Origin of the sequence: Erwinia sp. AnSW2-5 (assembly GCF_045107195.1) — a bacterium.
GTDB lineage: Bacteria > Pseudomonadota > Gammaproteobacteria > Enterobacterales > Enterobacteriaceae > Erwinia.
On sequence record NZ_JBJGXA010000015.1, the window covers coordinates 78,562 to 102,280 of the forward strand.

23 protein-coding genes, 1 pseudogene and 1 CRISPR repeat array are annotated in these 23,719 nt (G+C 53.0%); of the genes and pseudogenes, 10 read left to right on the plus strand and 14 right to left on the minus strand.

Annotated elements, in window-relative coordinates:
* Positions 1-140: 140 nt before the first annotated feature.
* Together ACFL9S_RS13105 and ACFL9S_RS13110 are read left to right on the plus strand one after the other, a co-directional pair.
* Positions 141-1,418, plus strand: coding sequence for a cystathionine gamma-synthase family protein (locus ACFL9S_RS13105; RefSeq protein WP_405262345.1), 1,278 nt, complete (start codon positions 141-143; stop codon positions 1,416-1,418).
* Positions 1,419-1,903: 485 nt separating this feature from the next.
* The gene (locus ACFL9S_RS13110) at positions 1,904-2,227 is read left to right on the plus strand and encodes a microcin (RefSeq protein ID WP_405262346.1); all 324 of its coding nucleotides are present in this window, start codon (positions 1,904-1,906) and stop codon (positions 2,225-2,227) included.
* A 470-nt stretch (positions 2,228-2,697) separates the two neighbouring features.
* A CRISPR array of direct repeats spans positions 2,698-3,206; the repeat unit is 28 nt; unit sequence TTTCTAAGCTGCCTGTACGGCAGTGAAC.
* Between the two features lie 145 nt (positions 3,207-3,351).
* On the opposite strand, the gene cueO is transcribed toward ACFL9S_RS13110, so the two are convergent.
* Positions 3,352-4,956 (minus strand): multicopper oxidase CueO, encoded by a 1,605-nt coding sequence (cueO, locus tag ACFL9S_RS13115; protein ID WP_405262366.1) that lies wholly within the window; start codon positions 4,954-4,956, stop codon positions 3,352-3,354.
* Positions 4,957-5,162: 206 nt separating this feature from the next.
* Between cueO and ACFL9S_RS13120 the strand changes: the two genes are divergently transcribed.
* From ACFL9S_RS13120 to ACFL9S_RS13135, 4 genes and pseudogenes are all read left to right on the plus strand, one after another.
* A complete protein-coding gene (locus ACFL9S_RS13120) occupies positions 5,163-5,510 on the plus strand; it encodes a YacC family pilotin-like protein (protein ID WP_048914955.1) in 348 nt (115 codons plus the stop codon).
* A 102-nt stretch (positions 5,511-5,612) separates the two neighbouring features.
* Positions 5,613-6,470, plus strand: coding sequence for a polyamine aminopropyltransferase (gene speE / locus ACFL9S_RS13125; protein ID WP_405262347.1), 858 nt, complete (start codon positions 5,613-5,615; stop codon positions 6,468-6,470).
* 27 nt (positions 6,471-6,497) lie between these two features.
* Entirely contained in the window at positions 6,498-7,307 is an 810-nt protein-coding gene (gene speD, locus ACFL9S_RS13130) for an adenosylmethionine decarboxylase (RefSeq protein WP_133842235.1), read from the plus strand.
* A 65-nt stretch (positions 7,308-7,372) separates the two neighbouring features.
* A pseudogene (locus ACFL9S_RS13135) lies at positions 7,373-7,651 on the plus strand (SDR family NAD(P)-dependent oxidoreductase); the annotation flags it as partial.
* Positions 7,652-7,771: 120 nt separating this feature from the next.
* Here the strand turns inward: ACFL9S_RS13135 and yacL are convergent.
* Entirely contained in the window at positions 7,772-8,134 is a 363-nt protein-coding gene (gene yacL / locus ACFL9S_RS13140; RefSeq protein WP_133842246.1) for a protein YacL, read from the minus strand.
* Between the two features lie 252 nt (positions 8,135-8,386).
* On the opposite strand from yacL, the gene ACFL9S_RS13145 reads away from it, so the two are divergent.
* Positions 8,387-8,572 (plus strand): XRE family transcriptional regulator, encoded by a 186-nt coding sequence (locus ACFL9S_RS13145; RefSeq protein ID WP_405262348.1) that lies wholly within the window; start codon positions 8,387-8,389, stop codon positions 8,570-8,572.
* A 52-nt stretch (positions 8,573-8,624) separates the two neighbouring features.
* Here ACFL9S_RS13145 and acnB read toward each other — a convergent pair whose 3' ends face one another.
* From acnB to ACFL9S_RS13160, 3 genes are all read right to left on the minus strand, one after another.
* Entirely contained in the window at positions 8,625-11,222 is a 2,598-nt protein-coding gene (gene acnB / locus ACFL9S_RS13150) for a bifunctional aconitate hydratase 2/2-methylisocitrate dehydratase (protein WP_405262349.1), read from the minus strand.
* Between the two features lie 502 nt (positions 11,223-11,724).
* On the minus strand, positions 11,725-11,937 hold the full coding sequence (gene cspA / locus ACFL9S_RS13155) for an RNA chaperone/antiterminator CspA (protein ID WP_133842250.1): 213 nt from the start codon (positions 11,935-11,937) through the stop codon (positions 11,725-11,727).
* Positions 11,938-13,120: 1,183 nt separating this feature from the next.
* On the minus strand, positions 13,121-14,125 hold the full coding sequence (locus tag ACFL9S_RS13160) for an aldo/keto reductase (protein WP_405262367.1): 1,005 nt from the start codon (positions 14,123-14,125) through the stop codon (positions 13,121-13,123).
* 101 nt (positions 14,126-14,226) lie between these two features.
* Here ACFL9S_RS13160 and ACFL9S_RS13165 point away from each other — a divergent pair, with 101 nt between their 5' ends.
* Together ACFL9S_RS13165 and ACFL9S_RS13170 are read left to right on the plus strand one after the other, a co-directional pair.
* Complete coding sequence (locus tag ACFL9S_RS13165; RefSeq protein WP_405262350.1) at positions 14,227-15,168, plus strand: LysR substrate-binding domain-containing protein; 942 nt, start codon at positions 14,227-14,229, stop codon at positions 15,166-15,168.
* On the plus strand, positions 15,165-15,947 hold the full coding sequence (locus ACFL9S_RS13170) for an enoyl-CoA hydratase/isomerase family protein (protein WP_405262351.1): 783 nt from the start codon (positions 15,165-15,167) through the stop codon (positions 15,945-15,947). Before ACFL9S_RS13165 ends, ACFL9S_RS13170 begins: the two co-directional genes overlap by 4 nt.
* Before the next feature lie 2 nt (positions 15,948-15,949).
* Here the strand turns inward: ACFL9S_RS13170 and ACFL9S_RS13175 are convergent, their stop codons facing one another.
* The 3 genes from ACFL9S_RS13175 to ACFL9S_RS13185 are packed head-to-tail and all read right to left on the minus strand — an operon-like array spanning position 15,950 to position 19,066.
* Positions 15,950-17,155: a thiolase family protein gene (locus tag ACFL9S_RS13175; RefSeq protein ID WP_405262352.1), complete on the minus strand. Its 1,206-nt coding sequence runs from the start codon at positions 17,153-17,155 to the stop codon at positions 15,950-15,952.
* Positions 17,118-18,629, minus strand: a complete 1,512-nt coding sequence (locus tag ACFL9S_RS13180) for an AMP-binding protein (RefSeq protein ID WP_405262353.1) — start codon at positions 18,627-18,629, stop codon at positions 17,118-17,120. The genes ACFL9S_RS13175 and ACFL9S_RS13180 overlap by 38 nt, the downstream gene beginning before the upstream one ends.
* Before the next feature lie 5 nt (positions 18,630-18,634).
* A complete protein-coding gene (locus ACFL9S_RS13185) occupies positions 18,635-19,066 on the minus strand; it encodes an acyl-CoA thioesterase (protein ID WP_405262368.1) in 432 nt (143 codons plus the stop codon).
* 46 nt (positions 19,067-19,112) lie between these two features.
* Here ACFL9S_RS13185 and ACFL9S_RS13190 point away from each other — a divergent pair, with 46 nt between their 5' ends.
* Positions 19,113-20,099, plus strand: coding sequence for a zinc-dependent alcohol dehydrogenase family protein (locus tag ACFL9S_RS13190; RefSeq protein ID WP_405262354.1), 987 nt, complete (start codon positions 19,113-19,115; stop codon positions 20,097-20,099).
* Between the two features lie 111 nt (positions 20,100-20,210).
* On the opposite strand, the gene ACFL9S_RS13195 is transcribed toward ACFL9S_RS13190, so the two are convergent.
* From ACFL9S_RS13195 to ACFL9S_RS13220, 6 genes are all read right to left on the minus strand, one after another.
* Entirely contained in the window at positions 20,211-20,747 is a 537-nt protein-coding gene (locus ACFL9S_RS13195; protein WP_133842257.1) for a biotin transporter BioY, read from the minus strand.
* Positions 20,747-21,391, minus strand: a complete 645-nt coding sequence (locus ACFL9S_RS13200; RefSeq protein ID WP_405262355.1) for an energy-coupling factor transporter transmembrane component T family protein — start codon at positions 21,389-21,391, stop codon at positions 20,747-20,749. The genes ACFL9S_RS13195 and ACFL9S_RS13200 overlap by 1 nt, the downstream gene beginning before the upstream one ends.
* Positions 21,388-22,062, minus strand: coding sequence for an energy-coupling factor ABC transporter ATP-binding protein (locus ACFL9S_RS13205; protein ID WP_405262356.1), 675 nt, complete (start codon positions 22,060-22,062; stop codon positions 21,388-21,390). The genes ACFL9S_RS13200 and ACFL9S_RS13205 overlap by 4 nt, the downstream gene beginning before the upstream one ends.
* A gap of 12 nt (positions 22,063-22,074) precedes the next feature.
* The gene (locus tag ACFL9S_RS13210) at positions 22,075-22,779 is read right to left on the minus strand and encodes an SDR family NAD(P)-dependent oxidoreductase (protein ID WP_405262358.1); all 705 of its coding nucleotides are present in this window, start codon (positions 22,777-22,779) and stop codon (positions 22,075-22,077) included.
* Between the two features lie 69 nt (positions 22,780-22,848).
* Positions 22,849-23,430, minus strand: coding sequence for a putative adenosine monophosphate-protein transferase Fic (locus ACFL9S_RS13215; RefSeq protein WP_405262359.1), 582 nt, complete (start codon positions 23,428-23,430; stop codon positions 22,849-22,851).
* On the minus strand, positions 23,423-23,611 hold the full coding sequence (locus ACFL9S_RS13220; protein WP_405262360.1) for a YhfG family protein: 189 nt from the start codon (positions 23,609-23,611) through the stop codon (positions 23,423-23,425). Before ACFL9S_RS13220 ends, ACFL9S_RS13215 begins: the two co-directional genes overlap by 8 nt.
* Positions 23,612-23,719: the final 108 nt, after the last annotated feature.

Here is a 23,719-nt window from a genome sequence, read left to right on the forward strand (position 1 = left end):
TGCCATACGTTCAGATAGCCATATTTCATATGGCATTTTGATTTAACCATAGAGCGTTTATTCATTTATACCGGACTCCTGCTGCATGCTAGCTTATGCGCAACAATAACCATTCATCAGGCCTGATAGCCGGAGTTTGCATGCCTTCTTCACATTCTAAAAAAACACACATTGGTAACCGCGAACTGCATCCTGAAACCCAGATGCTCAACTACGGTTATGATCCGTCATTGTCAGAAGGCGCGGTCAAGCCACCCGTGTTTCTCACCTCCACTTTCGTGTTCAACAGCGCAGAAGAAGGGCGAGATTTCTTTGACTACGTTTCCGGCCGCCGTGAACCGCCAGCCGGAGAGGGCAACGGGCTTGTCTACTCGCGCTTTAACCATCCGAACAGCGAAATAGTTGAAGACCGCCTGGCAATCTATGAACGCACCGACAGTGCCGCGCTGTTCTCTTCCGGCATGTCGGCGATCTCCACCACCCTGCTGGCTTTCGTCAAACCGGGCGATACCATCCTGCATTCGCAACCGCTGTATGGCGGCACGGAGACGCTGCTGAGTAAAACCTTCCGTAATCTGGGTGTCTCGACGCTTGGGTTTGCTGATGGCGTGAACGAAGCCGTGGTGCAGGCGGCCGCCGAAGAAGCGATGAAACTGGGGCGGGTATCGGTGATCCTGATTGAATCCCCGGCGAACCCGACCAACAGCCTGGTGGATATCGCACTGATTAAGCGTGTGGCCGACCAGATTGAACGCCAGCAGCAGCATCGCCCGATTATCGCCTGCGACAACACCCTGCTTGGCCCGGTGTTTTCACGCCCGACGGAACACGGCGCCGATATTTCGCTCTACTCACTGACCAAGTATGTCGGCGGCCACTCCGACCTGATAGCCGGGGCCGCAATGGGAAACAAGGCGTTAATTCGCCAGGTGAAAGCCCTGCGCAGCGCCATTGGCACCCAGCTTGACCCGCATTCCAGCTGGATGATAGGCCGCTCGCTGGAGACGCTGGCGCTGCGTATGGAACGTGCGAACGATAACGCCACGGCAGTTGCTGAGTTCCTGCGCAGCCATCCGCAGGTGGAAAAAGTGCATTATTTACCTTTCCTGGATCCAGCATCCGCAGAGGGCAAGGTGTATACCACCCAGTGCAGCGGTGCCGGTTCGACCTTCTCCTTTGATATTCGCGGCGGCGAAGCAGCGGCGTTCCGCTTCCTCAATAGCCTGCAACTGTTTAAGTTAGCTGTCAGCCTGGGCGGCACCGAATCCCTCGCCAGCCATCCGGCCAGCACCACCCACTCCGGCGTACCGCTCGATGTGCGCAACCGTTTTGGCATCACCTCATCAACCATTCGCCTGTCGATTGGGATTGAGAATAAAGATGACCTGATCGAGGATGTGCGCCTGTCGCTGGGATAAGAGCTGCGTTTTAATGTTAAGGGCCGATCAACGATCGGCCCTGTGTCTTTACAGGCTGCCCACAGAACCGCTCGCAAAGCTAAAGATCCCGCCCCTCGCTGGTTGAAATTGAGAATCATTTGCATTAACATAATTTCAGCCAGTTTTTTATTATGAACTCCCCCCATTAATGACATGAGCATATTCAGAACAACGTAAAGAAATGACCAAGGAATCTCATATGTTCTCCTTTATATTTATGCCCGTTTCCTTATCGGTAACAACATATATAATATTCATTATTAAAAATAAGAAAAAAAAGAGAAGCACTCATTTAATCGTTCTTTCTCTTGCATCAATCGTGGCTGGTTCAATATACCCACTAACATCATCCCCCTACAACAACCTCCCTGTTGATGGGTTTTTTCTCTTAAATTGCATTTGCTCCATACTGGTGGCAATAGGCATAAATTTAATTTTATATTCTATTTATAGAGGTTATGAAAATGGAAAGAATTGCAAATGATTTATTATATAAAATAGTCGGTGCCGGAGATGCAAACAAACAGTTAGGGCATGACCTGGCAAGTAGCATTGCGTGGGGAGCCGGGTTTGGCGCGGTGACTGGCGGTCCAGGTGGTGCATTAATTGGTGCAGGTAGTGCTGCTGTACAAACGGTCGTGCAAGGAGCCATTAATCATGGTCCTGTTAATGTCCCCATTCCAACTATTCCAATGGGACCAACATGGAACGGCAGTGGTTCATGGTCAGGAAAAGCTCCCGGATTTTGTGAAATGAAAGGGCTGGGACACGGAGAGTCAGGATGCTAAAAATGAGATATTCTTTTCGCAGAAAATTATGATTTATTATTAATGATGTTTTTTAATTTTCGTAAAAATAAAAGCTATAACACCAGAGAAAGTAAAAGACAACACCACGGCGCTATCCTGGTTAAACTCCTCTCCCAATAACCTGACAAAAAATTCAATCATAAGATAAAAAATGACAAAAAATAAAAACCAAGAAATGAGTATTTTCATCAACGCCCCCTCCCAGTGAACTTAAGTGGCGAGGAAAATCAAAGAAAAATTTATAATACCTGGTGAGAAAACTGAACAACAGTGAGGATTACACGACGATATCCGATTATATCATAATATTTCTAAGCATCTCGTGCGGCAGTATAATCCGACGCATTTATCAATTTTAATGATTTGGGATTCAATCAATGCTCGCCCTGATTTTTATCTACCTGTATGGAAGTCAGCCTGCATTCAGGCTTTAGCCTACCAGTACCAATTTATTAAGCTGCCTGTACGGCAGTGAACAACGTAAGCGGGGTATAGATCCTGTTTCATAATTTCTAAGCTGCCTGTACGGCAGTGAACACAAGTCAATCAAATGATTAACAAGCCTGCTATTTTCTAAGCTGCCTGTACGGCAGTGAACGAGCGGCATAAGCCAGCTAACTTCTTCCGTCATTTCTAAGCTGCCTGTACGGCAGTGAACGACCTGACTGGATCCCTGATGTTGAAGAGTTTTTTCTAAGCTGCCTGTACGGCAGTGAACAAGTGATGGACGAGCGGAGCATTCAATATTTTTTTCTAAGCTGCCTGTACGGCAGTGAACAGACAGGAATGTCGATGGGCATTGAACCAGACTTTCTAAGCTGCCTGTACGGCAGTGAACATTACATCAAAGGTAGTGAGTCAGATTTTGAATTTCTAAGCTGCCTGTACGGCAGTGAACCGGCGATTTCTGGCGTTATCAGATGCCAGAATTTTCTAAGCTGCCTGTACGGCAGTGAACCGTTACCTTATAAACTTAACCCATTGACTTACTAACTTTTTTCCTCTTTTATCGTGCCAGACCCTTTTTTATTGTAGTTTTCATTTACTGATATAAATCAGTCAGATAAAAACGCATCTAAAAAAAGGGTCTGTCACGTCAGGGGTTACGCCACGGTAAAGCCCAGCATCATGCCCGTATCTTCATGCTCCAGCAGATGGCAGTGCGCCATATAGGCATTGGCGGCGTCAGCCTGATGATTGAAGCGTACCAGCACCTCACTGCGCCAGCCCTCTACGCGTACCGTATCTTTCCAGCCACTGCGATGTGCCGCTGGCGGTTTGCCGTTTTCCGACAGAATGCGGAACTGGGTGCCGTGAATATGGAACGGGTGCAGCATCTCGTCGCCTTCGCCTGAAATGGTCCACTTCTCATACTCGCCCTTCGCCACCTCAAACGACGGTTTATCCATATTAAAAGCCACGCCGTTAATCTGATTGCCGTTATGGAAGTCATAACCTTTCACGGGTTTGGCATGATCCATCCCAGGCATACTGCCGTGATCCATCCCAGCCATATCAGATTTGGCCGGGCTGGTTGCTTTACCGCTGTCGTGCCCATCCATCGCCATACCCGCCATCGATGCATGTCCGTATTTTTCCATCAGCGCCATCATGCCGCGACGGTCGAGTTCCGGGTCCATCATTAATTGCATCCAACGGGTTTTCAGCCCTTCGGTCGCAGGAACGGCAGGCAGATCCACCAGCTTATCCGGTAGCGTACCGCTGGCCAGCACACGCAGAGGGTTAATCGCCAGCACCGGCAGCGGCTGATCGAAAGGCTTCAGCGTCATGCCCATCTGACGCACTGGCAACGTTTGCAGATCAAAGGGTTTACCGTCAGAAGTATCCACCAGCACCTCATAACGTTCACCCGGCATCATCGGCAGTTCGCTGACCGGCACCGGCTCAGCCAGCAGGCCGCCATCACTGGCAATCACATACATCGGGCGCTGATCGCTGGTGGTCAGATTGAGCGAACGGGCGTTGCAGCCATTCAGCAGACGCAGGCGCAGCCAGCCGCGCGGTACGCCGGTCTGCGGGTAAATGGCGCCATTGGTCAGCATCGTATCGCCAAACCAGCCCACCGCTGCACTCATGATATCCAGCTGATAGTCGATGTGGCTGCCATCAGCGCTCAGGCGTTTATCCTGCAAAATCACCGGAATGTCATCAACGCCCCACAGTTTGGGCAGCAGTAGCTTGCCGCTCTCCGGGTCATTGATCAGCACCAGCCCAGCCAGCCCCTGCGCCACCTGGTAACCGGTGCGGCCATGTTGATGCGGATGGAACCAGCAGGTCGCGGCCGGTTGATCGGGTGTAAACGTCACCTTGCGGCTGCTGTTCGGTTCAATCCGCGCCTGCGGCCCGCCGTCAACGTTGCCTGGCAGTTCCATACCGTGCCAGTGAACCGTCGTTGCTTCAGGCAGGCGATTATGCACGGTAATATTGACCTCTTTGCCACGATCCAACTGGATCGCCGGGCCAAGCAGGCTGCCGTTATAACCCCAGCTGGGCACCTTTTTATCGTGCCACTGGCTGTTACCGGCCTGGGCGATCAGGGTGATTTCACTGCGCGCATCGGCAGTCAGTAACGTAGGGATCGGCAACAGCGGGCGCTGTTCCGCCGCCATTAATGAACGGCTCCACAGTGGCAATGCACTGGCTGCACCGATAGCGGCGCTTAATTTGATAAAATCACGACGTTGCATCATCCATTCCTTATTCATTCCTTGTGCCAGATGTCTGTGTCAGATATTGATAGTGACTGACAGCATAAACCCTGCCCCTGGAGGAAGGTCAAGCCCGTTAAAAAAGGGGCGGGATAAGCCCTTAAGGACTGTTCTGTCTGAAAAGTGGCTGGCACCCGGCGTGAACTGTGCTAACGTCTGGTTATTGCACACGTATGAGATAAACCATGAAGAAAAGCATCAAGGCTCTGTTGCTGTTAGGGCTGTTTGGCTTCTCCTCCACCAGTTTCGCACTGAGCGAATCGGAAGCAGAAGATTTGGCAGATTTAACCGCCGTATTTGTTTATTTGAAAAACGATTGTGGTTACCAGGATCTCCCTGATGGGCAAATCCGCCGCGCATTGGTGTTTTTCGCACAACAAAATCGTTGGGATTTAACCAATTACAACAGTTTCAATATGAAGGCATTAGGTGAAGACAGCTATCGCGATCTCAGCGGTATCGCCGTCCCGAACGATACTAAGTGTAAATCTCTGGCACGCGATTCTTTAAGCCTGCTGGCGTACGTGAAGTAATCGTTCTCTCACCCTCCTGCTGCTGATTTGACCGTGCAACCACGGTCATTAATCGCTATGATACTGGCCCATTTTTCGCGGCTGAGTAGGAAAAACCCCACCATGACCGATAAAGAAATGTGGTATGAAACGCTTCATGCCGGATTCGGACAGTATTTTTCTGTCGACAACGTACTGTATCGCGAACAGACCGAACACCAGGATCTGATTATCTTCGAGAATGCGGCATTAGGCCGGGTGATGGCGCTGGACGGCGTGGTACAAACCACCGAACGCGACGAGTTTATCTATCACGAGATGATGACCCATGTTCCGCTGCTGGCCCACGGTGCAGCAAAGCGTGTGCTGATCATCGGCGGCGGTGACGGAGCCATGCTGCGGGAAGTATCCCGGCATAAAAACATCGAACAGATCACCATGGTCGAAATCGATGCTGGCGTGGTGACCTTCTGCAAAGCGCACCTGCCGAACCACAGCCAGGGCGCCTATGACGACCCGCGCTTCACCCTGGTGATTGACGACGGTGTGAATTTCGTTAAGCAAACCAGCGAAAAATTCGATGTTATTATCTCCGACTGCACCGACCCGATTGGGCCGGGAGAAAGCCTGTTCACTTCAGACTTTTATGAGGGTTGCCACCGTTGCCTGAACCCGAATGGCATCTTCGTGGCGCAAAACGGCGTCTGTTTCCTGCAGCAGGATGAAGCGGTCAACAGCCATCGTAAACTCAGCCACTATTTCGCTGATGTCAGCTTCTACCAGGCTGCGATCCCGACCTACTACGGCGGCATTATGACCTTTGCCTGGGCCAGTGATAATTCCGCGCTGCGCCAGCTCGATGCAGCAACCATTACCTCACGCTTTGCACAAGCGGGCCTGACCTGCCGTTACTACAATCCGGCGATCCACACTGGCAGCTTTGCCCTGCCGCAATATCTGTTAAATGCGCTGGCCGACTAACCGGGCATTTTAAGGGGGTGAACGAAATTGCAAAAACTTAAACTACATGGCTTCAACAACCTGACGAAAAGCCTGAGTTTTTGTATCTATGATATCTGTTACGCAAACACTGATGCGGAACGTGACGGATATATTGCATACATTGATGAGCAGTATAATGCTAACCGCCTGACCGAGATCCTGAGCGAGACCTGCTCAATTATCGGTGCCAACGTGCTGAATATCGCGCGCCAGGATTATGAGCCACAGGGTGCCAGCGTCACGATTCTGGTCAGCGAAGAACCCATCGACCCGCGCGACATCGATACCTCCGAACATCCTGGCCCGCTGCCAAATTCCGTTGTGGCGCACCTCGACAAAAGTCATATCTGCGTTCACACCTACCCGGAAAGCCACCCTGAAGGCGGCCTGTGTACCTTCCGTGCAGATATTGAAGTGTCGACCTGCGGTGTGATTTCCCCGCTGAAAGCGCTGAACTATTTAATCCACCAGCTGGAATCCGATATTGTCACCATCGATTATCGCGTACGTGGATTTACCCGCGACGTGAACGGGGTGAAACACTTTATCGATCATGAGATTAACTCGATTCAGAATTTCATGTCTGATGATATGAAATCGATGTACGACATGATGGATGTGAATGTGTATCAGGAAAACATCTTCCACACCAAAATGCTGTTGAAAGAGTTCGATCTGAAACACTATCTGTTTAATACCGAACCCGCCGATCTGAGTCCGCAGGAGCATAAGCGTATAACAGATTTACTGTGGAAAGAGATGCGTGAGATTTATTACGGCCGAAATATTCCCTCGTTGGGATTGAAAACGCAGTAGCTGATAGGATGTATTGATATCAGTAACAAGGCGACCTTCGGGTCGCTTTTTTAATTTTAAGCTGCCAGTATGTCGCCACTAAATCGGCCATGATTGGTATGGTTCGTAGCTGGGCGGCAGAGCTGGCACCACGCGGGGTAACAGCCAATATTGTTGCCCCTGGCGCCACGCAAACGCCGATGCTGAACAGCCCCGGACGTGAAGGATCGCCACCGAAGCTGCCGCCTATCGGACGCTTTATTCAACCGCAGGAAGTGGCCGAACTGGTGGGGTATCTGCTGTCGCCCGCCGCCGCCGCCATCACCGGGCAGGAACTGGTGATGTGTGGCGGCGCGTCACTGTAGACCGCAACGTAGACTGCAACGGGCTGACCGGAAAAGAGGGTCAGCCCCTACGCGATCTTTTGCCACAGCACTTTTGAAACACATCTACTCACTGAAAAAAGGGCAGCCCGCGACGCATGTTTAACGCCCCTGCAAAAACTCCCGGTAAGCGGCAATTACCGCCAGAAAGTCTTCCACGCCGCAGAAGGACAGGCTCTCTTCATCGTAGTAATTCATCCCCTCTTCCATCTCATCGCCTTCAAAGTTGAGCTGGTTTGAACGGATCATCACTTCTTCTTCATCCAGCAACAGCGTGTACTCTTTGCCCACACGCTGCCACTGACGCACGCTGCCTTTAACGTCTTCAGCTGCCGCTTCGACCTCATCCAGCAGGGTGAGGTCTTCATTCACTTCATCATTAAACCAGTGACCGACGGCTTCGTGGCCCATCGTCATACGTACCTTCACACCACCGGTGATATCTCTTAAAAATTCATATTCCATCGCGCTTTCCTCCCGGCCAGCCTGCTCACAGGCTCAACCATATTTTGCGCGTCTGCCGCGACAATACTGAGCTTTGGCACGCATTATCGCAGCCCGGCGCGGGAAAAGCAGGGGGTTTTACGTAGTGCTTTCCACTATTGGTAACGAAACAGTGAAAATACTGGCCTGCCCGCTTTCCCTCATGGCATGTTCCGCCCGGTACAACGGTAATGCCCGTTCACCATGCTACACAAAATTACGTAATAATTACTGATGGCTTTGCAGGAAAAAATTGACGGCATGCCGCTGAAAGACGCCGCCGTTCTGCTCGGTGTCACCGTTTCACGCATTTCCGAAATTCGTAGCGGAAAGTACCCTCTGTTCAGTCTGGATAAACTCGTCACACTGCTGGCCAAAGCGGGCTATCAGGTGAAGTTCGAGATCGCGGCTATCCACTGAGCACATAAAAAAACCGGGCACATGGCCCGGTTTTGTCAGCGCTGACTGTGGATTAAACCGCGGTCTGGAAAATCACGCCGTCGGCTTTATCAGTGTACTGACTCAGCTGGTCGAAGTTCAGGTAACGATAGGTATCCACAGCGGTTTTATCCACCTGGTCCATAAACGTCAGATACTCTTCCGGCGTTGGCAGTTTGCCCAGCAGAGAAGCGACCGCTGACAGCTCGGCAGATGCCAGGAACACATTGGCACCCGTTCCCAGACGGTTCGGGAAGTTACGCGTGGAGGTCGAGACCACCGTTGCGCCATCTGCCACACGCGCCTGGTTACCCATGCACAGTGAACAACCTGGGATTTCAATGCGCGCCCCGCTCTTACCGAACACGCTGTAGTAACCTTCTTCGGTCAGCTGTGCCGCATCCATCTTGGTTGGCGGAGCCACCCAAAGACGCGTAGGCAGCTGGCCTTTATGCGCATCCAGCAGCTTACCGGCAGCACGGAAGTGACCGATGTTGGTCATGCAGGAACCGATAAAGACTTCATCGATTTTTGTGCCCTGCACGTCAGACAGCAGACGGGCATCATCCGGGTCGTTCGGCGCACACAGAATCGGCTCTTTAATATCGGCCAGATCGATGTCGATCACCGCAGCGTATTCTGCATCCGCATCGCCTTCCAGCAGCTGCGGGTCGGCCAGCCATTTTTCCATGCCCTGAATACGGCGCTCGATTGTACGACGATCGCCATAACCTTCAGAGATCATCCACTTCAGCAGCACAATGTTCGAGTTCAGATACTCAATGATCGGATCTTTGCTCAGTTTGATAGAACAACCGGCGGCAGAACGTTCAGCAGATGCATCTGACAATTCAAATGCCTGCTCAACCTTCAGATCCGGCAGACCTTCAATTTCCAGAATGCGGCCAGAGAAGATGTTTTTCTTCCCTTTCTTCTCAACGGTCAGCAGGCCCGCTTTGATCGCATAGAGCGGGATTGCATGCACCAGATCGCGCAAGGTGATCCCCGGCTGCATCTTACCTTTGAAGCGCACCAGAACTGACTCAGGCATGTCCAGTGGCATCACGCCAGTCGCAGCGGCAAATGCCACCAGGCCTGAACCCGCCGGGAAGGAAATACCAATCGGGAAACGGGTGTGAGAGTCACCACCCGTGCCAACGGTGTCCGGCAGCAGCATACGGTTCAGCCAGCTGTGAATAATGCCATCACCCGGGCGAAGAGACACACCACCACGGTTCATGATGAAGTCAGGCAGCGTATGGTGCGTGGTCACGTCGACCGGCTTCGGATAAGCCGCAGTGTGGCAGAAGGACTGCATCACCAGATCCGCAGAGAAGCCGAGGCAGGCGAGATCTTTCAGTTCATCACGGGTCATTGGACCGGTGGTGTCCTGCGAGCCAACCGAGGTCATTTTCGGTTCGCAGTAGGCGCCAGGGCGCACACCATCAACGCCGCATGCTCGACCGACCATTTTCTGCGCCAGTGAGAAACCACGGGTGCTTGCCGCTACATCTTTCGCCTGCTCGAACACATCGCTGTGCGGCAGATTCAGATATTCGCGGGCTTTGGTGGTCAGGCCACGGCCGATGATCAGTGGAATACGGCCACCAGCACGAACTTCATCCAACAGCACGTTGGTTTTCAGTTCAAAGTTAGCCAGCACTTCGTCGGTGTCGTGATTGCGTACTTCACCTTTATACGGATAGATGTCGATGACATCGCCCATATTAAGGCGGTCAACATCAACTTCAATCGGCAGTGCGCCCGCATCTTCCATCGTGTTAAAGAAGATAGGTGCGATTTTACCGCCGAGGCAGACGCCACCGCCCTTCTTGTTTGGCACGTAAGGAATATCGTCGCCCATAAACCACAGCACCGAGTTGGTGGCGGATTTACGTGAAGAGCCGGTACCGACCACATCACCAACGTAGGTCAGCGGGAAGCCTTTTGCCTGTAATGCTTCGATCTGTTTGATCGGGCCTACGTTACCAGCATCGTCGGGTTCGATGCCTTCACGGGCGTTTTTCAACATCGCCAGCGCGTGCAGTGGAATATCCGGGCGAGACCATGCATCCGGTGCCGGAGAGAGGTCATCGGTATTGGTTTCGCCGGTCACTTTGAACACGGTTACGGTGATTTTTTCTGCAAGTTTAGGACGCTTCAGGAACCATTCGGCATCGGCCCACGACTGAATAATTTTTTTCGCGTGTGGGTTGCCAGCTTTGGATTTTTCTTCGACATCGTAGAAGTTGTCGAACATCAGCAGCGTGTGGGACAGCGCTTCAGCGGCAATCGGAGCCAGCTTTTCATCATCAAGCGCGTCAATCAGCGCATGGATGTTATAGCCGCCCTGCATGGTGCCCAGCAGCTTGATAGCCAGTTCAGGAGTAACCAGAGGAGAAGTTGTTTCGCCTTTCGCGACAGCAGCCAGGAAACCGGCTTTAACATACGCGGCTTCGTCAACGCCCGGTGGCACTCGATTGATTAACAGATCGGACAGAAATTCTTCTTCACCCGCTGGAGGGGCTTTTAGCAGTTCAACCAGCGCGGCCATTTGGGAAGCATTTAACGGTTTTGGAACAATCCCCTGGGCAGCACGCTCGGCAACGTGCTTACGGTATTCTTCTAGCACGACGTTCTCCTCGCTCTCATTGTATTTAGCATCCCGGGCTACCTGAGTCACCGCAAAGTGAAAACAATCCATGTGTAGGGTAAGGTGCCCGGTTCCGCGAGGGCCAGCATAGCAGGATTTCGGTTGCGTGTTAATCTGTTTACAAAAAAGCAACATCAATAGCCTGACAGTTTTTATGGGAAAAAAAGCTGTTTACCAGCGTTTTTAACTGGTTTTTCAGAATGAACACATTGGTTGTTCTTCACTTGCGACTAAAAAAACCGCATTCCTGCCGCACACCAATCCCCCGCTATTACCTGTGGAAATAAATGCAGCTTATTTTAATGGGCAGTTCAATAACTTATCGGAGATGGGAAATGACGGGATGCACACAAAGGAGATGTCTTTTGGCAGGGGATAAAAACAAAAAAAGCCGCACTTGGCGGCTTTTTTATCACTAACACATCACTGCTCAGGCTACTGCCATCATCGCTGTCGTCAGTGTTAGCGAGATTATCGCAAATTACAGAGCGATAACGTTTACAGCTGATGGACCTTTAGCGCCGTTCTCGATAGAGAACTCAACTTTCTGGCCTTCATCTAAGGTTTTGAAATCGCTGCTCTGGATAGCAGAGAAATGTACGAATACATCTTTGCTGCCGTCTGCTGGAGTGATGAAACCGAAGCCTTTATCAGCGTTAAACCATTTTACTAAACCAGTCATTTTGTTAGACATAGATATTTCCTTTCAATTTTTGAGCCACTTATGCATGGCGAACATGGCCTGTTCATCAGATTTAAACTTATGGGCACTTAGGAGGAGGCTCTCGATGAAGGGATATCTGTGATAACACTTGTACTGAGGACTGCTTTACTAAAACTGCTTTCATAAGGTCTGTATTCCAAACCGATGCAAACATAGTAGATCGGATAAGACTGAACAAGCAAGGATTCATTTCACTTATATTTTTTGAACTTTATGGTTCACTTCCTGTCAGCAGGATGCCGTGAAGGATAAGTGCCCGTGCGGGTAAGCTAATGAAAATGTCACCAAGCTTAAATGATAAAAGCCCTGACAGAGATTGCCAGGGCTTTTAGGGTACTGCTAACTCAAACTTTAACATTAATGAACTTAACGAGTAATGACTTCTATTAATACTTCGTCAAATGTACGTGTTTATTACGGATAGTATTAATGACTAAAATTCTAGCTTACCTCCATAAATGACAGTTAACATCATCATGCCTGTCGAAAGACATGGCCGGTTAAACAAGTACACACCCAACGCGACGTAGACTCTTTAATACGTGGCTTGACTTCCATTGTGACTTATTATGAACAATCACAACATTCAGACTCGCATATATCGGTAAAACATAGCCTTATGTCATCGCGCTTACGTTCCCACCCTGCGATTTTGCAACTGACTGCGTGGCCTTAAGCATCATCGGAGCGAGTTGATATCAAACTGAACTCACAACGACTCTCCCATACAAAAATGCTTCGTGACCTTCATCGCAAAATAAAAATTAAACTTTACTCTGACACAACCCGGTAATATTCCCGTGCTGTGAGTTCTAATCTACTGCTTTAAAAATAAGAGTCAATACTGTTTTTAATGCCATGTGATTATTATCAGTATTTATCACCTCAATTGTCGCGCAAAGCGGAAATCTGGTGATATAAACGCCATTTGTCAGTAAACCCGGCGGTAACATTATTATAAATGGCCGAAAACCAAGGTAAAAGTCAATATTCATGCCAGGATAGCCATTACTGAAAAATAAATAACGCTGCGACCACCTTCTGCCAGCACTTATTTTTAACATGCACATGTATCAATCAACACGTGAGCCACCAGGATGGCCAAAACGGAAACATGCCGCTCAACGTGAGAAATGATTGAAGTGATCAATGCTTAGCGGGGTAGATCACTCTCCACCAGCATAAGCTCCTGTGGCGTATAGCGTTCTCCGATAATATTCTCCGCCGCAAACAGCCGATCGAGCAGGGCAAGATCATCCTCCGCCAGACGGATATCGACGGCGCGGCAATTATCTTCCAAATGGGGAATTTTACTGGCACCCGGAACAGGCACAATGTCATCCCCTTTCGCCAGCACCCAGGCCAGCGCCAGCTGGGCCGCGCTACACGAATAGCCGTAAGCCACTTCCTTTAACTGTTCCACCAACGCAAGATTGTGGGACAGTGCCTCTTTCTGGAAGCGCGGCAGATAATGGCGGAAGTCATCCGCTCCCAACGCAGGCAGCTTCCCTGAAAGGAAACCCCGCCCCAGAGGGCTATAAGGAACAAAACCAACACCAAGCTGCCGGCAGGTAGAGAGTAAGCTGTGCTCAGGCTCGCGCGACCACAATGAATACTCACTCTGTACGGCGGTAATCGGGTACACCGCATGCGCGCGCTGTAATGTTTCGCTGGAAATCTCTGACAAGCCCAGATGCAGCACTTTCCCCTCACGTACCAGATCCGCCATGGTTCCCACCACGTCCTCCACCGCTACCGCCGGGTCGAGGCGGTGCTGATAATAGAGGTCAATCACTTCTACGCCCAGACGCTGTAAGGACGCCTCTACCGAAGCACGAATAGTGGCAGGCTGGCTGTTCACTCCTTTAATACGTTCCCAGCCTTCCCCCTCATCCGTGATATGAAAACCAAATTTGGTCGCCATCTTTACCTTACCTGCATGACCTTTTAGCGCTTTACCAATCAGAGACTCATTGGCGAACGGCCCGTAAACCTCCGCCGTATCCAGAAAATCCACCCCCAGATCGAAGGCGCGATGCAGCGTTTTGATCATCTGCTGTTCATCGCCCGGCTGTCCGTAGGCAAAACTCATTCCCATACATCCCAGGCCGAGAGCGGAAACCTGAAAATGTTCACTGCCTAATGTTCTCTGTTTCATCATTTTTATCCGGTTGATTAGCGACAATGTCGTTATACTTACCCCGGTTTAAATCAACAATTGACGCTATCTAAGCGCTTTAGTGAAAAATTATCATCAATATGAAAAATCGCGCCACGCTACAGGAATTAGAGATTTTCGCTGCCATTGCCCGCCATCTCAACTTCCGTAAGGCGGCAGAGGAGCGCAACGTCACGCCTTCGACGCTGAGTCATACCATCACGAACCTGGAACAACGTATCGGCCTGCGGTTGCTGAACCGCACCACGCGCAGCGTGTCGTTAACCGAGGCGGGCCGCGCTTTTCTGGCACGTATTGAACCCGCGCTGGTCGATCTTTCCAGTGCGGTTGATGAGCTGAACACCTGGCGTGCCGATCCGCGTGGTACGCTGCGTCTCAATATGCCGCGCAATGCAGAAGCCCTTGCTCTGCATCCTGTGTTGCTGCCGTTCCGCCAGCATTACCCCGACATTGCCCTGGAGATCGCCACCAGCGACGGCTTTGTGAACATCGTAGAAGAGGGTTTTGATGCCGGGGTACGCTTTGGCAACGTCATTCCGCAGGATATGGTGGCGATCCCCTTTGGTTTACCCATCACTGGCGCAGTGATTGCCAGTCCGGCGTTTATTGCCCGTCACGGTGCGCCGCAGCATCCGGATGGACTGCCGGACTATCCCTGCATCCAGCGACGCTTTCCCAGCGGGATGCAATATAAATGGGAGTTCCAGGTGCAGGGCAAGCTGAGGGAGATTGCGGTCAAAGGCAATCTGACGCTGGATAACGATCAGATGATGATACAGGCCGCACAAGCCGGGGCAGGAATTGCCTTTGTGTTGCGTAACCTGGCCGAAAGCGCCCTGGCGAGCGGGGAACTGGTGGAGCTGCTGACAGAGTATGCCGCCCCGGCTGAAAGCTTCTGGCTCTATTATCCCAGCCGCAAATACCACTCCGCCGCGCTACGCTGCTTTATTGAGTGGTTACAGCAGGCCAACCGTGCCGTGATACACTCAAATCCCTTGCTGAACCACGGTGCGCCACGATGAATAGCGAACAACCAAACACGCAACTGGTCCGCTGCGACCGCCCCATCCCCCACGTTGCGCGCCTGACGCTGCATCGCCCCGCCGCGAGTAATGCCTATAACGCCGTGATGATTAGCGAGCTGGAACAGTGCCTGAACTGGTGCGAACAGCAGGCCGATATCCGCACCGTGATCCTCACCGGCAGCGGCACCGTGTTTTGTGGCGGTGCCGATCTTCAGGAAGCCTTTACCGACGGGGGCAAAAGCCTGATCAATTCGCACGGTGGCTTTAATCCGTTGCAATATCTGCCCCGGCGTAAAATCTGGATTGCGGCACTGAATGGTCATGCCTTTGGCGGCGGACTGGAACTGGCGCTGGAATGTGATTTTATTATTGCCGCTGAACAGGTGAAAATCGCGCTCCCCGAAGTGAAGCATGGCCTGCTGCCGCTTGGCGGGGCCATCGGCCAGCTGGCAACACGGCTGCCTGCCAGCGTTGCACGAGAGATGCTGCTTATCGGTGAACCCATGAACGCGCAGCGTGCGCTGGCGTTGGGGTTATTTTACCAGGTTGCGACAGCGGAAGACCTTCTGGAAAATGCACTGACGCTGGCTGCCAGCCTCAACCGCAACGCGCCGCTGGCCGTTCAGGCCTGTAACGTCCTGCTGAAAGAAGCCCACGCACAGGATCTTCGCCAAAGCAGCGTTGCGGAGCTACAGCAGCTTCAGGCGAGCCTTGATTATCAGGAAAGCCTGCTCGCCTTCAGCGAAAAGCGCGCTCCGCAGTGGCGCGGAAAATAAGTTCAGAGCCGCACAGCTCTAAATAACGCACTTAATCCCAGCCCTCCGGCGATGCCCAGCATCGCCAGACCAAAGCCATCACTGCGCGGCTTGCCCACCAGCTGGCTGAACAGGCGCGTGACCATCATCGCGCCTGATGCGCCATAAGGGTGCCCCAGCGCAATCGCGCCGCCCTGCTGGTTAATCTTCAGCTCATCAATGTGCAGCGCATCAATGGAACCCAGCACCTGGGCCGCGAAGGCTTCGTTAAACTCAATCACATCAACCTGATCCAACGCCAGGCCCGGCTGGCGTGCCAACAGCTTCTGCGTAGCGGGCACCGGCCCGAGGCCCAGCAAATTAGGATCGACGCCCGCGCTAGAGGCATCGGCAAACAGCAGTCCTTCAGTAAAACCGCTGGCACGTGCCAGGCGGCGGCTCATCACCAACAGCAGCGATGCGCCATCATTCAGCGGGCAGCAGTTGCCCGCCGTCACCGTTCCGTCAGCGGCAAACACAGGTGACAAGGCCGACAGCTTAGCCAGCGAGGTGTCGGCACGCGGGCACTCATCGTCTTCTACCTGGCGTCCTCTGACGCTCACCGGAACAATCTCCTGGCGAAATGCGCCCTGCTGCTGTGCCGCCAGCGCGCGCTGATGGCTGCGCAGGGCAAACTGATCCTGACGCTCCCGGCTGATGCCACACTGGCGCGCCACATTCTCGGCAGCAATGCCCATCTCCGGGTCACCGATATCATCAGGTGAGAACTGTGCCCGCCCGTAGAAGCGCGGCATCTGTTTCAGCGATGCGGGTTTTTCCACGCGCCACGGCGCGGTACTGACACTTTCAACACCGCCCGCCAGATAGCACTCCCCTGCTCTGGCCTGCACCAGACGGCAGGCGTTGATCACCGCCTCCAGCCCGGAACCACACTGGCGATCCACCGTAACGGCAGGTACAGAGAGCGGTAAGCCCGCCGCCAGCGCTGCCAGCCGGGCAATATTGCCGCCGCCGCCCGTCGCATTACCGATAATCACTTCATCAATGGCGGTAGAACCCGCTGGCAGGGCTGCCATGATGTGCTCAAACAACGGTGCCAGCAGTGCAGCCATCGGCACACCGTCAAAAGCACCATAAGCTCTACCAACCGGGGTGCGTCGGGCGACGACGATCACCGGCTGCCAGTCATCCTCAGGCTGATAATTCAGTAAGGTCTGTGCTGCTGCCATGTTGTGCGATCCTATTTTCCAGCTCGGCGCGTTTTATTTTACCGCTCGGCGTCAGGGGCCAGTGTGAAATATGATAAAACTGGCGCGGGACTTTATATTTCGCCAGCAGCGATCGGCAACGTTGGGGTAACTGTTTCAGCGCTTCCGGTTCGCCTTCAACAATAGCGACCATCTTCTTACCCAAATAATCATCATCAACGGCAATCACTACGGCTTCAATAATGCCCGGCAGTGATTTAATCGCGGACTCTATTTCAGAGAGATAAATATTATTGCCACCGCTGAGGATCATATTTCCCCGACGGCCAATCACATGCAGGCAGTTATCGTCATCGAGATAACCAATATCGGCCACCGTCGCCGTTGACTGATATTTAATGAACGCGCTGCCGTCATCGCCCCACAAATAACGCTCGATAATTTGTTCACTGGTAATATAGATAGTGCCCGGTTGATTCGCAGGAAGCACCGCTCCCTGATCATTACGGATGCTAATCTCCACGCCGGGGAACGCCTGGCCGACCGTCGCCAGTGATGCGCTGATATGCGCATCCTGCAAAGTAGAAACGGCAATAAAGCCCAATTCGGAAGCCCCGTAATACTCCTGCATACGGGCCGCAGGAAACAGGGCGCGCGCCTGACGATAGTGGTTCAGTTCCAGCTTGGCCCCGGCACTTAACAGGCGCTTGAGGCTGGGATACGTGCCGCCTTCGGCCACGCGGGCAAACCCGGCGATCATCGTCGGGACCACCACCAGCCGTTCGATCTGTCGCTGCGCAATCAGTGCCAGCGCCGCCGCAGGCTGCCACTGACCGGGGCTGTAGAAGGTGCCTCCGGCGTACAGTGTTTCATTCAGGCAGTAGAGACCAATACCGTGCGCAAGCGGACCGGGAAACAGCGTCGAGGGTGCATGTTTTAAGCCAAAGAGCGCTTCACCGTTTTCAAAGCTACAGCGCCAGGATCGTCGCGACCGGATAAAGGCTTTCGGCAAGCTGGTAGTACCGGAGGTAAAGTTAATCAGAAACGGCGTGTCAGCCTGCATCCCGGCGGTAAACGCAGGATCGTCCGGCACAATCTGTGGATCGGGTTCGCCATCGACGGCAAGCCAGCGGATCGCCAGCTGTTCAGCCTGTGCGATCAGCGCCCGGTCCTCTGCTTTCAGCAGCAGCAGATCCGGAGCCAGCCGTTGCAGCATATCGTGACGTTGTTCCGCTGGCGCCTGAGGATCGATAATCGCCGCCGTAAAAGGCTGCGCAGTGGCTGCCAGCCAGGCAACGGGGAAGGTAATATCGTTACCGATCGCCATCGCCACAATGCAATTTTCGCGGGCAGACGACGTCTGGCGCAGCTGCTGGTACAGTGCCTGCGCACGCTGCCACAGCTGCTGCCAGCTTAGCGTTTTGCCTTCAATATCAACGGCGGTCAGGTCGGGATGGGTTTCTGCATGATGCTTAACTCTGTCGTGAACCGGCATGACGCTCAGGCCCCGACAAACGGAAAGTGCCGGGTGAGCGCCTGACGGGCTTCATCCGGGATCGGACACGGCTTATTATCCGTCAGACTCACGCAGACCCAGATGAATTTGCCTTCGGCGCACAGCGTCGTTTTATCGTCCTTCATCAACCGGATGGTGAAAATTAAACTGCTGTTACCGATTTTCTCAATCAAGACCTGAGGTAACACCACGTCATCCACCGACAGCGGATGAGAGAAAGTGGCTTCGCATTTTTTCACGTGGTAGGCCACACCGGCGGTATGCGGTCGAAATAAAGGCAGAATATCAGCGCGGCGAAACGCATTAACCACGGCATCTTCGCAATAGTCTAAATAAACAGAATTATGCACGTGACCGTTTAAATCTATATCTCGCATTGATACGCGAAATGTTTCGCTATTATACTGTTCCTGCATAAAAATCATTAACCTGTCAACCGGACAACACTGAAGAAAATATACCATGAAAGAGACTTTATTCACCAGAGCAGTCGTCCGGGAGTTCGGCAATATCGGTGAGGTGATGCAGCTTGAACCGAGCCAGCTCACAGAATTAACCGCAGGCCAGGTGCGGGTGAAAATGGCATTCGCCACCATCAACCCCTCTGATATTATTACTATTTCTGGCGCCTATCGTTCACGTATCGCCCTGCCCTTTGTGCCAGGCTTCGAAGGCATGGGCAGAATCAGCCAGAGCATTGAGTCCGGGTTGCCTGTCGGCCAGCGTGTACTGCCCGTCGGTAGCATGGGTGCCTGGCAGAGTTATAAGGACAGCGATCCGCAGTGGTGCTTCACCCTGCCAGATTTCGTCACTGACCAGCAGGCGGCGACCAGCTACGTCAACCCAATGACCGCGCTGCTGATGCTGACCGAGGAGATGCATTTCACCCCTGGGATGCGCATCATCATCAATGCGGCGAACTCGGCCATCGGCAAAATGCTGATCCGCATCGCCAATCATCTGGGGCTGACGCCGATTGCGATTGTGCGTAAAGCAGAAAATCTCGGCTTATTCAGCGGATATGCCACTGAGCAGGTGCTGAACAGCAGCGCGCAAGATTACCCACAGGCGCTGGCCGCATTCGCACAAAGCGGCGGCATCGCGGCTATTTTCGACTGTATCGGCGGCGATGAGTCGCTGACGCTGGCTCAGGCACTGATGCCGGGTGGGCAGTTTATCCACTATGGCCTGCTGTCGGGTCAGCCGATCCCGCCAGCCTTCTGGCGCAGCCGCCCGGATATCCGCTTCTCGAACTTCCATCTGCGCCTGTGGGTGCATAATCACGAGAAAAGCGTGGTGCAGCGTAAGATCAATGAAGTGATGGCGCTGATCCGCGACGGCGTGATTGCCACCGAAATTGTCGCAGAATATGCGCTGGAAGAGATCGACCACGCGGTGAAAGCCGTGCAATCAGGTGAGCTGAAAGGGAAGGTTTTACTGCGGCTGTAATCCATTATTCCGGGCAAGACCCGGTCGAGGCATGCCTCGCCCCTACGCAGACAGCATCGCGTATGCCCGGAACAGATCCCCGTAGGGGTCGGGCATGCCCGACCCGTTTACTTACAGCGTCGGATACGCCCGGCGTACCGCACGAATAATCAGTACCGCCAGCACCACTTTAACAATATCGCCCGGCAGGAAGCCCAGTGAGCCGAGCGCCGCCTGCTTCAGGGACAATCCGGCAACCGCCGCAATCCACGGAATACCCGCCGAGTAGATTAATACCACCCCGCCCAACACCAGGAACAGCACCTCTTTGACCAGCGTCAGTGAACGCAGGTTACGCTGATACAGGAAGCCAATTAGCAGCGCGGCCAGCGGCCAGGCCAGAATAAAGCCGCCACTTGGGCCGAGGAAAATCCCCAGACCACCGCGCCCCCCTGCCAGCAGCGGCAGGCCAATCGCCACCAGCACCACAAACAGCACCAGCGCCAGCGCACCGCGCTTCGCCCCGGCAATGGCACCGGCCAGCATCGGGCCTAAGGTCTGCGCGGTGATCGGCACAGCAATCACCGGCAGACTGAACGCCGGAAACAGGCCCAGCGCGGCAGTGATGGCGGCAAACAGCGCAATATAAACAATATCTCGGGTGGACATTAAGATCCTCTCACTTTCTCAGCATCGGTGCGCTCACGGCGCAGTTGGGGGTCATAAGCGCGGGCTTCAAGCGCCGCCGCAATATCATCGGCCATTTTCAGGGTACGCACGATCACCGGAATGGCAATGGCGATCAGGCTGCGGTCCAGCCCACGCGCTTTTTGCGCCTCCCGCACTTCAGCAACAATCGCCGCCAGCACCGGGATAAAACGCATCGCCAGCGACAGCGCCAGGCTGACTTTCGCCGGATTGATGCGTAAATAGCGCAACCAGAACAGCCCTTTCTCCAGCGCATCAATCATCTCCGTGGTGCGCGTGGTGAGGGTCACCAGCGCCGCCATCAGCATCAGCGCCGCCAGCCGCGCGATCACCAGCACGCCGGACTGCCAGCTGACCATCCACCACTGCACGGCAAACAGCAGCACCAGTACCCATAACAACGGTTTAAGCTGTAACAGCATAATACGGGGTGAGATACGCGCCAGCGGGTAAAGCAGCCCGACCAGCAGCAGCGCCGCCAGCGAGGTTTCCAGCCGGGGGAAGACAAACAGCAGCGTCCCCAGCAGCGCCAGCGAGAGGATTTTCAGACCAGGCGGCAGCCGGTGGACCAACGAGTTTCCCGGCACGTAATCGCTTAACATCATGACATCATCCTGACATACGCTTTCAGCGCCACGGCGGGTACGTCATCTATCACCACCTGGCCGTGATCAAACACCAGCACGCGATCGAAATCCTGTAAAAATTCCAGATCGTGAGACACCACGATCGCTGTCTGATCGAGATCGGCAATCGCCTGCGCAATGCGCCGTTTATTACGCAGATCGAGCAGCGTGGTTGGCTCATCAAAAACGATATATTCCGGTTCCATCACCAGCACACCGGAGATCGCCAGCAGCTGCTTTTGCCCGCCGCTTAGCAGATGGGCCGGATGCTGACGCAGATCCTGCATATCGTAACGGGCCAGCGCCGCATCGGTACGTTCACGGATCACCTGTTTGGACAGCCCGAGGTTTTTCATACCGAAAGCGAGATCTTCCTCAACCACCGGGAAGACGATCTGGTTGTCCGGGTTCTGAAACACGAAGCCAACTTTACGCCGTACCGCTTTCCCCTGCTGACGCGTGTTCAACCCGTCCACCAGTACCTCGCCCTGTTGCGGCAGCAGCAGGCCGTTCAGCAGACGGGCAAAGGTACTTTTGCCGCAACCGTTGCTGCCGACGATACCGATGCGTTTTTCTGCCAGTTGCAGATTGATATTATTGAGGACTTTACGCTCACCATAAGCATGCGATACCCCTTTCAGTTCCAGCATAATGTCTCCTGGTCAGACGGGTTTACGCGGGCGATACTGCCGCCCAATGGTGAGTTGCTCGACAACCGCTGCCGGGGACAACGACATCACAAAATCAACGGCGCGACAGAGATCGTCGGTACTCAGCATCTCATCGGCTGCCAGACCCGAACCCTGCGCCATATCGGTATCCACCACATCGGGGCAGAGCGTGGTGACTTTAATTCCCTGCGCACCCAGCTCACGCGCAATCGATCGGCTGTATCCGACCAGCGCATGCTTACTGGCGGCATAGCTGGCCACGCTGCCATAAGGCTGCACGCCGCTCACCGACGCGAGATTAAAGATGCGGCCCTCAGGCGATTTCAACAGCCAGGGAACACACAGCTGGCAGAGATGGTGAATGGCGGTGACGTTGGTCGCCAGCATGGCGCTGAAATCATCCAACGGCGTTTGCGTTGATCCGGCACGGAAGATCCCCGCCGCGTTGATCAGCACATCAAGCTGTGAGTGCGCGCTCAGCGCCTGCTGCACCTGTTGTGCAACCGCCGGATAATCGCAAACATCCAGCGCCAGCGTCTGCACGCGTGCAGGATCGAGGGTGCTGGCGAAGGCGTTCAGCGCCTGCGCATCCCGTGCAATTAATATCAGGTGATAGCCCGCAGCATAGAGATGGCGGGCAAGATGGTGGCCGATACCACGTGAGGCACCGGTGATCAGGGCAACTTTATTCGACACAACGAGCCTTTTGACCGGTCAGAAATTGCCAGCAAAGATACGCTATTTTGGTAAAAAAATACAAAAACGTCAGCTGACGATACGCATGAAAATCGACTGCATAGGTGCATAATTCACGAACACACCATCAATATTTGCCTGTATCCATTCTTCAACCGTGATATCGGCCCAATCGAGTGTAAAGCCTGCCGACAACGTCAGATGTTCGAAGAATAAACGCTGCACACGGCCATTTCCTTCGCGAAAAGGATGGATCATATTGAATTCACAGTAGTATTCAGCGATTTTTTGACAAAATTCTTCGCGTGACAAACCACTAAGCCACTGCTCTTGATCCAGTAACTGAAACAGTTTCTGTATTTCAGGAATAATCCGTCCGCTGCGACAAAAGCGTGTTCCGCCTTTAGAAATATCAACCGTTCTGAGCTGACCTGCCCAGGGGTACAGATCGGAAAAAAGTATGGAATGGAGGTGCTGGAAGTACGTGAGATCCCAGGGAGGAGGAAAATAGTGGATATCTTCAATCTTGATACGGGTGATATCTCTTTCTGCCTGTATCAGCGTATCTGCATCCTGAATACCTAATTTATTTTGTAATACCAGAGAACCGGGATAACAGTAATGATCGTTAGAAGCATCATACTTATCCATTCACATTAGTCTGATACCGTTTCAGTACAGCCTCCAGCGTAACGTCGGCCTTATCCGCAGACAGCCGGATACCCTCCAGACGTGAACTGTTGCTAAAGTTTTTTCTTTTAGTCTCTTCAAAGCGCTGATAAGCATCACTATGATTCAGCATACTGGTTTGCTCTGTTGATTTGGCTGGCATCATACCTCCTGCTGTTTTATTCACCTATTATAGCGCGCCCGAACGGCTTATTACAGCTCAGACACAAAGCAAAACGGCTCCCGCATGAACTGAACCCCAAAACCTGGA

Excerpts from the sequence above, each read along its gene's own strand:
- ACFL9S_RS13160 (WP_405262367.1), bottom strand. The coding sequence starts at position 14,125 with ATGAAACAGAGAACATTAGGCAGTGAACATTTTCAGGTTTCCGCTCTC.
- ACFL9S_RS13170 (WP_405262351.1), top strand. The coding sequence starts at position 15,165 with ATGAATAGCGAACAACCAAACACGCAACTGGTCCGCTGCGACCGCCCC.
- speE (WP_405262347.1), top strand. The coding sequence starts at position 5,613 with ATGACCGATAAAGAAATGTGGTATGAAACGCTTCATGCCGGATTCGGA.
- cueO (WP_405262366.1), bottom strand. The coding sequence starts at position 4,956 with ATGCAACGTCGTGATTTTATCAAATTAAGCGCCGCTATCGGTGCAGCC.
- ACFL9S_RS13120 (WP_048914955.1), top strand. The coding sequence starts at position 5,163 with ATGAAGAAAAGCATCAAGGCTCTGTTGCTGTTAGGGCTGTTTGGCTTC.
- ACFL9S_RS13180 (WP_405262353.1), bottom strand. The coding sequence starts at position 18,629 with ATGCCGGTTCACGACAGAGTTAAGCATCATGCAGAAACCCATCCCGAC.
- ACFL9S_RS13190 (WP_405262354.1), top strand. The coding sequence starts at position 19,113 with ATGAAAGAGACTTTATTCACCAGAGCAGTCGTCCGGGAGTTCGGCAAT.
- yacL (WP_133842246.1), bottom strand. The coding sequence starts at position 8,134 with ATGGAATATGAATTTTTAAGAGATATCACCGGTGGTGTGAAGGTACGT.
- ACFL9S_RS13200 (WP_405262355.1), bottom strand. The coding sequence starts at position 21,391 with ATGATGTTAAGCGATTACGTGCCGGGAAACTCGTTGGTCCACCGGCTG.
- ACFL9S_RS13195 (WP_133842257.1), bottom strand. The coding sequence starts at position 20,747 with ATGTCCACCCGAGATATTGTTTATATTGCGCTGTTTGCCGCCATCACT.
- ACFL9S_RS13105 (WP_405262345.1), top strand. The coding sequence starts at position 141 with ATGCCTTCTTCACATTCTAAAAAAACACACATTGGTAACCGCGAACTG.
- ACFL9S_RS13185 (WP_405262368.1), bottom strand. The coding sequence starts at position 19,066 with ATGCAGGAACAGTATAATAGCGAAACATTTCGCGTATCAATGCGAGAT.
- ACFL9S_RS13220 (WP_405262360.1), bottom strand. The coding sequence starts at position 23,611 with ATGCCAGCCAAATCAACAGAGCAAACCAGTATGCTGAATCATAGTGAT.
- ACFL9S_RS13205 (WP_405262356.1), bottom strand. The coding sequence starts at position 22,062 with ATGCTGGAACTGAAAGGGGTATCGCATGCTTATGGTGAGCGTAAAGTC.
- cspA (WP_133842250.1), bottom strand. The coding sequence starts at position 11,937 with ATGTCTAACAAAATGACTGGTTTAGTAAAATGGTTTAACGCTGATAAA.
- ACFL9S_RS13175 (WP_405262352.1), bottom strand. The coding sequence starts at position 17,155 with ATGGCAGCAGCACAGACCTTACTGAATTATCAGCCTGAGGATGACTGG.
- ACFL9S_RS13145 (WP_405262348.1), top strand. The coding sequence starts at position 8,387 with ATGGCTTTGCAGGAAAAAATTGACGGCATGCCGCTGAAAGACGCCGCC.
- ACFL9S_RS13165 (WP_405262350.1), top strand. The coding sequence starts at position 14,227 with ATGAAAAATCGCGCCACGCTACAGGAATTAGAGATTTTCGCTGCCATT.
- ACFL9S_RS13215 (WP_405262359.1), bottom strand. The coding sequence starts at position 23,430 with ATGGATAAGTATGATGCTTCTAACGATCATTACTGTTATCCCGGTTCT.
- ACFL9S_RS13110 (WP_405262346.1), top strand. The coding sequence starts at position 1,904 with ATGGAAAGAATTGCAAATGATTTATTATATAAAATAGTCGGTGCCGGA.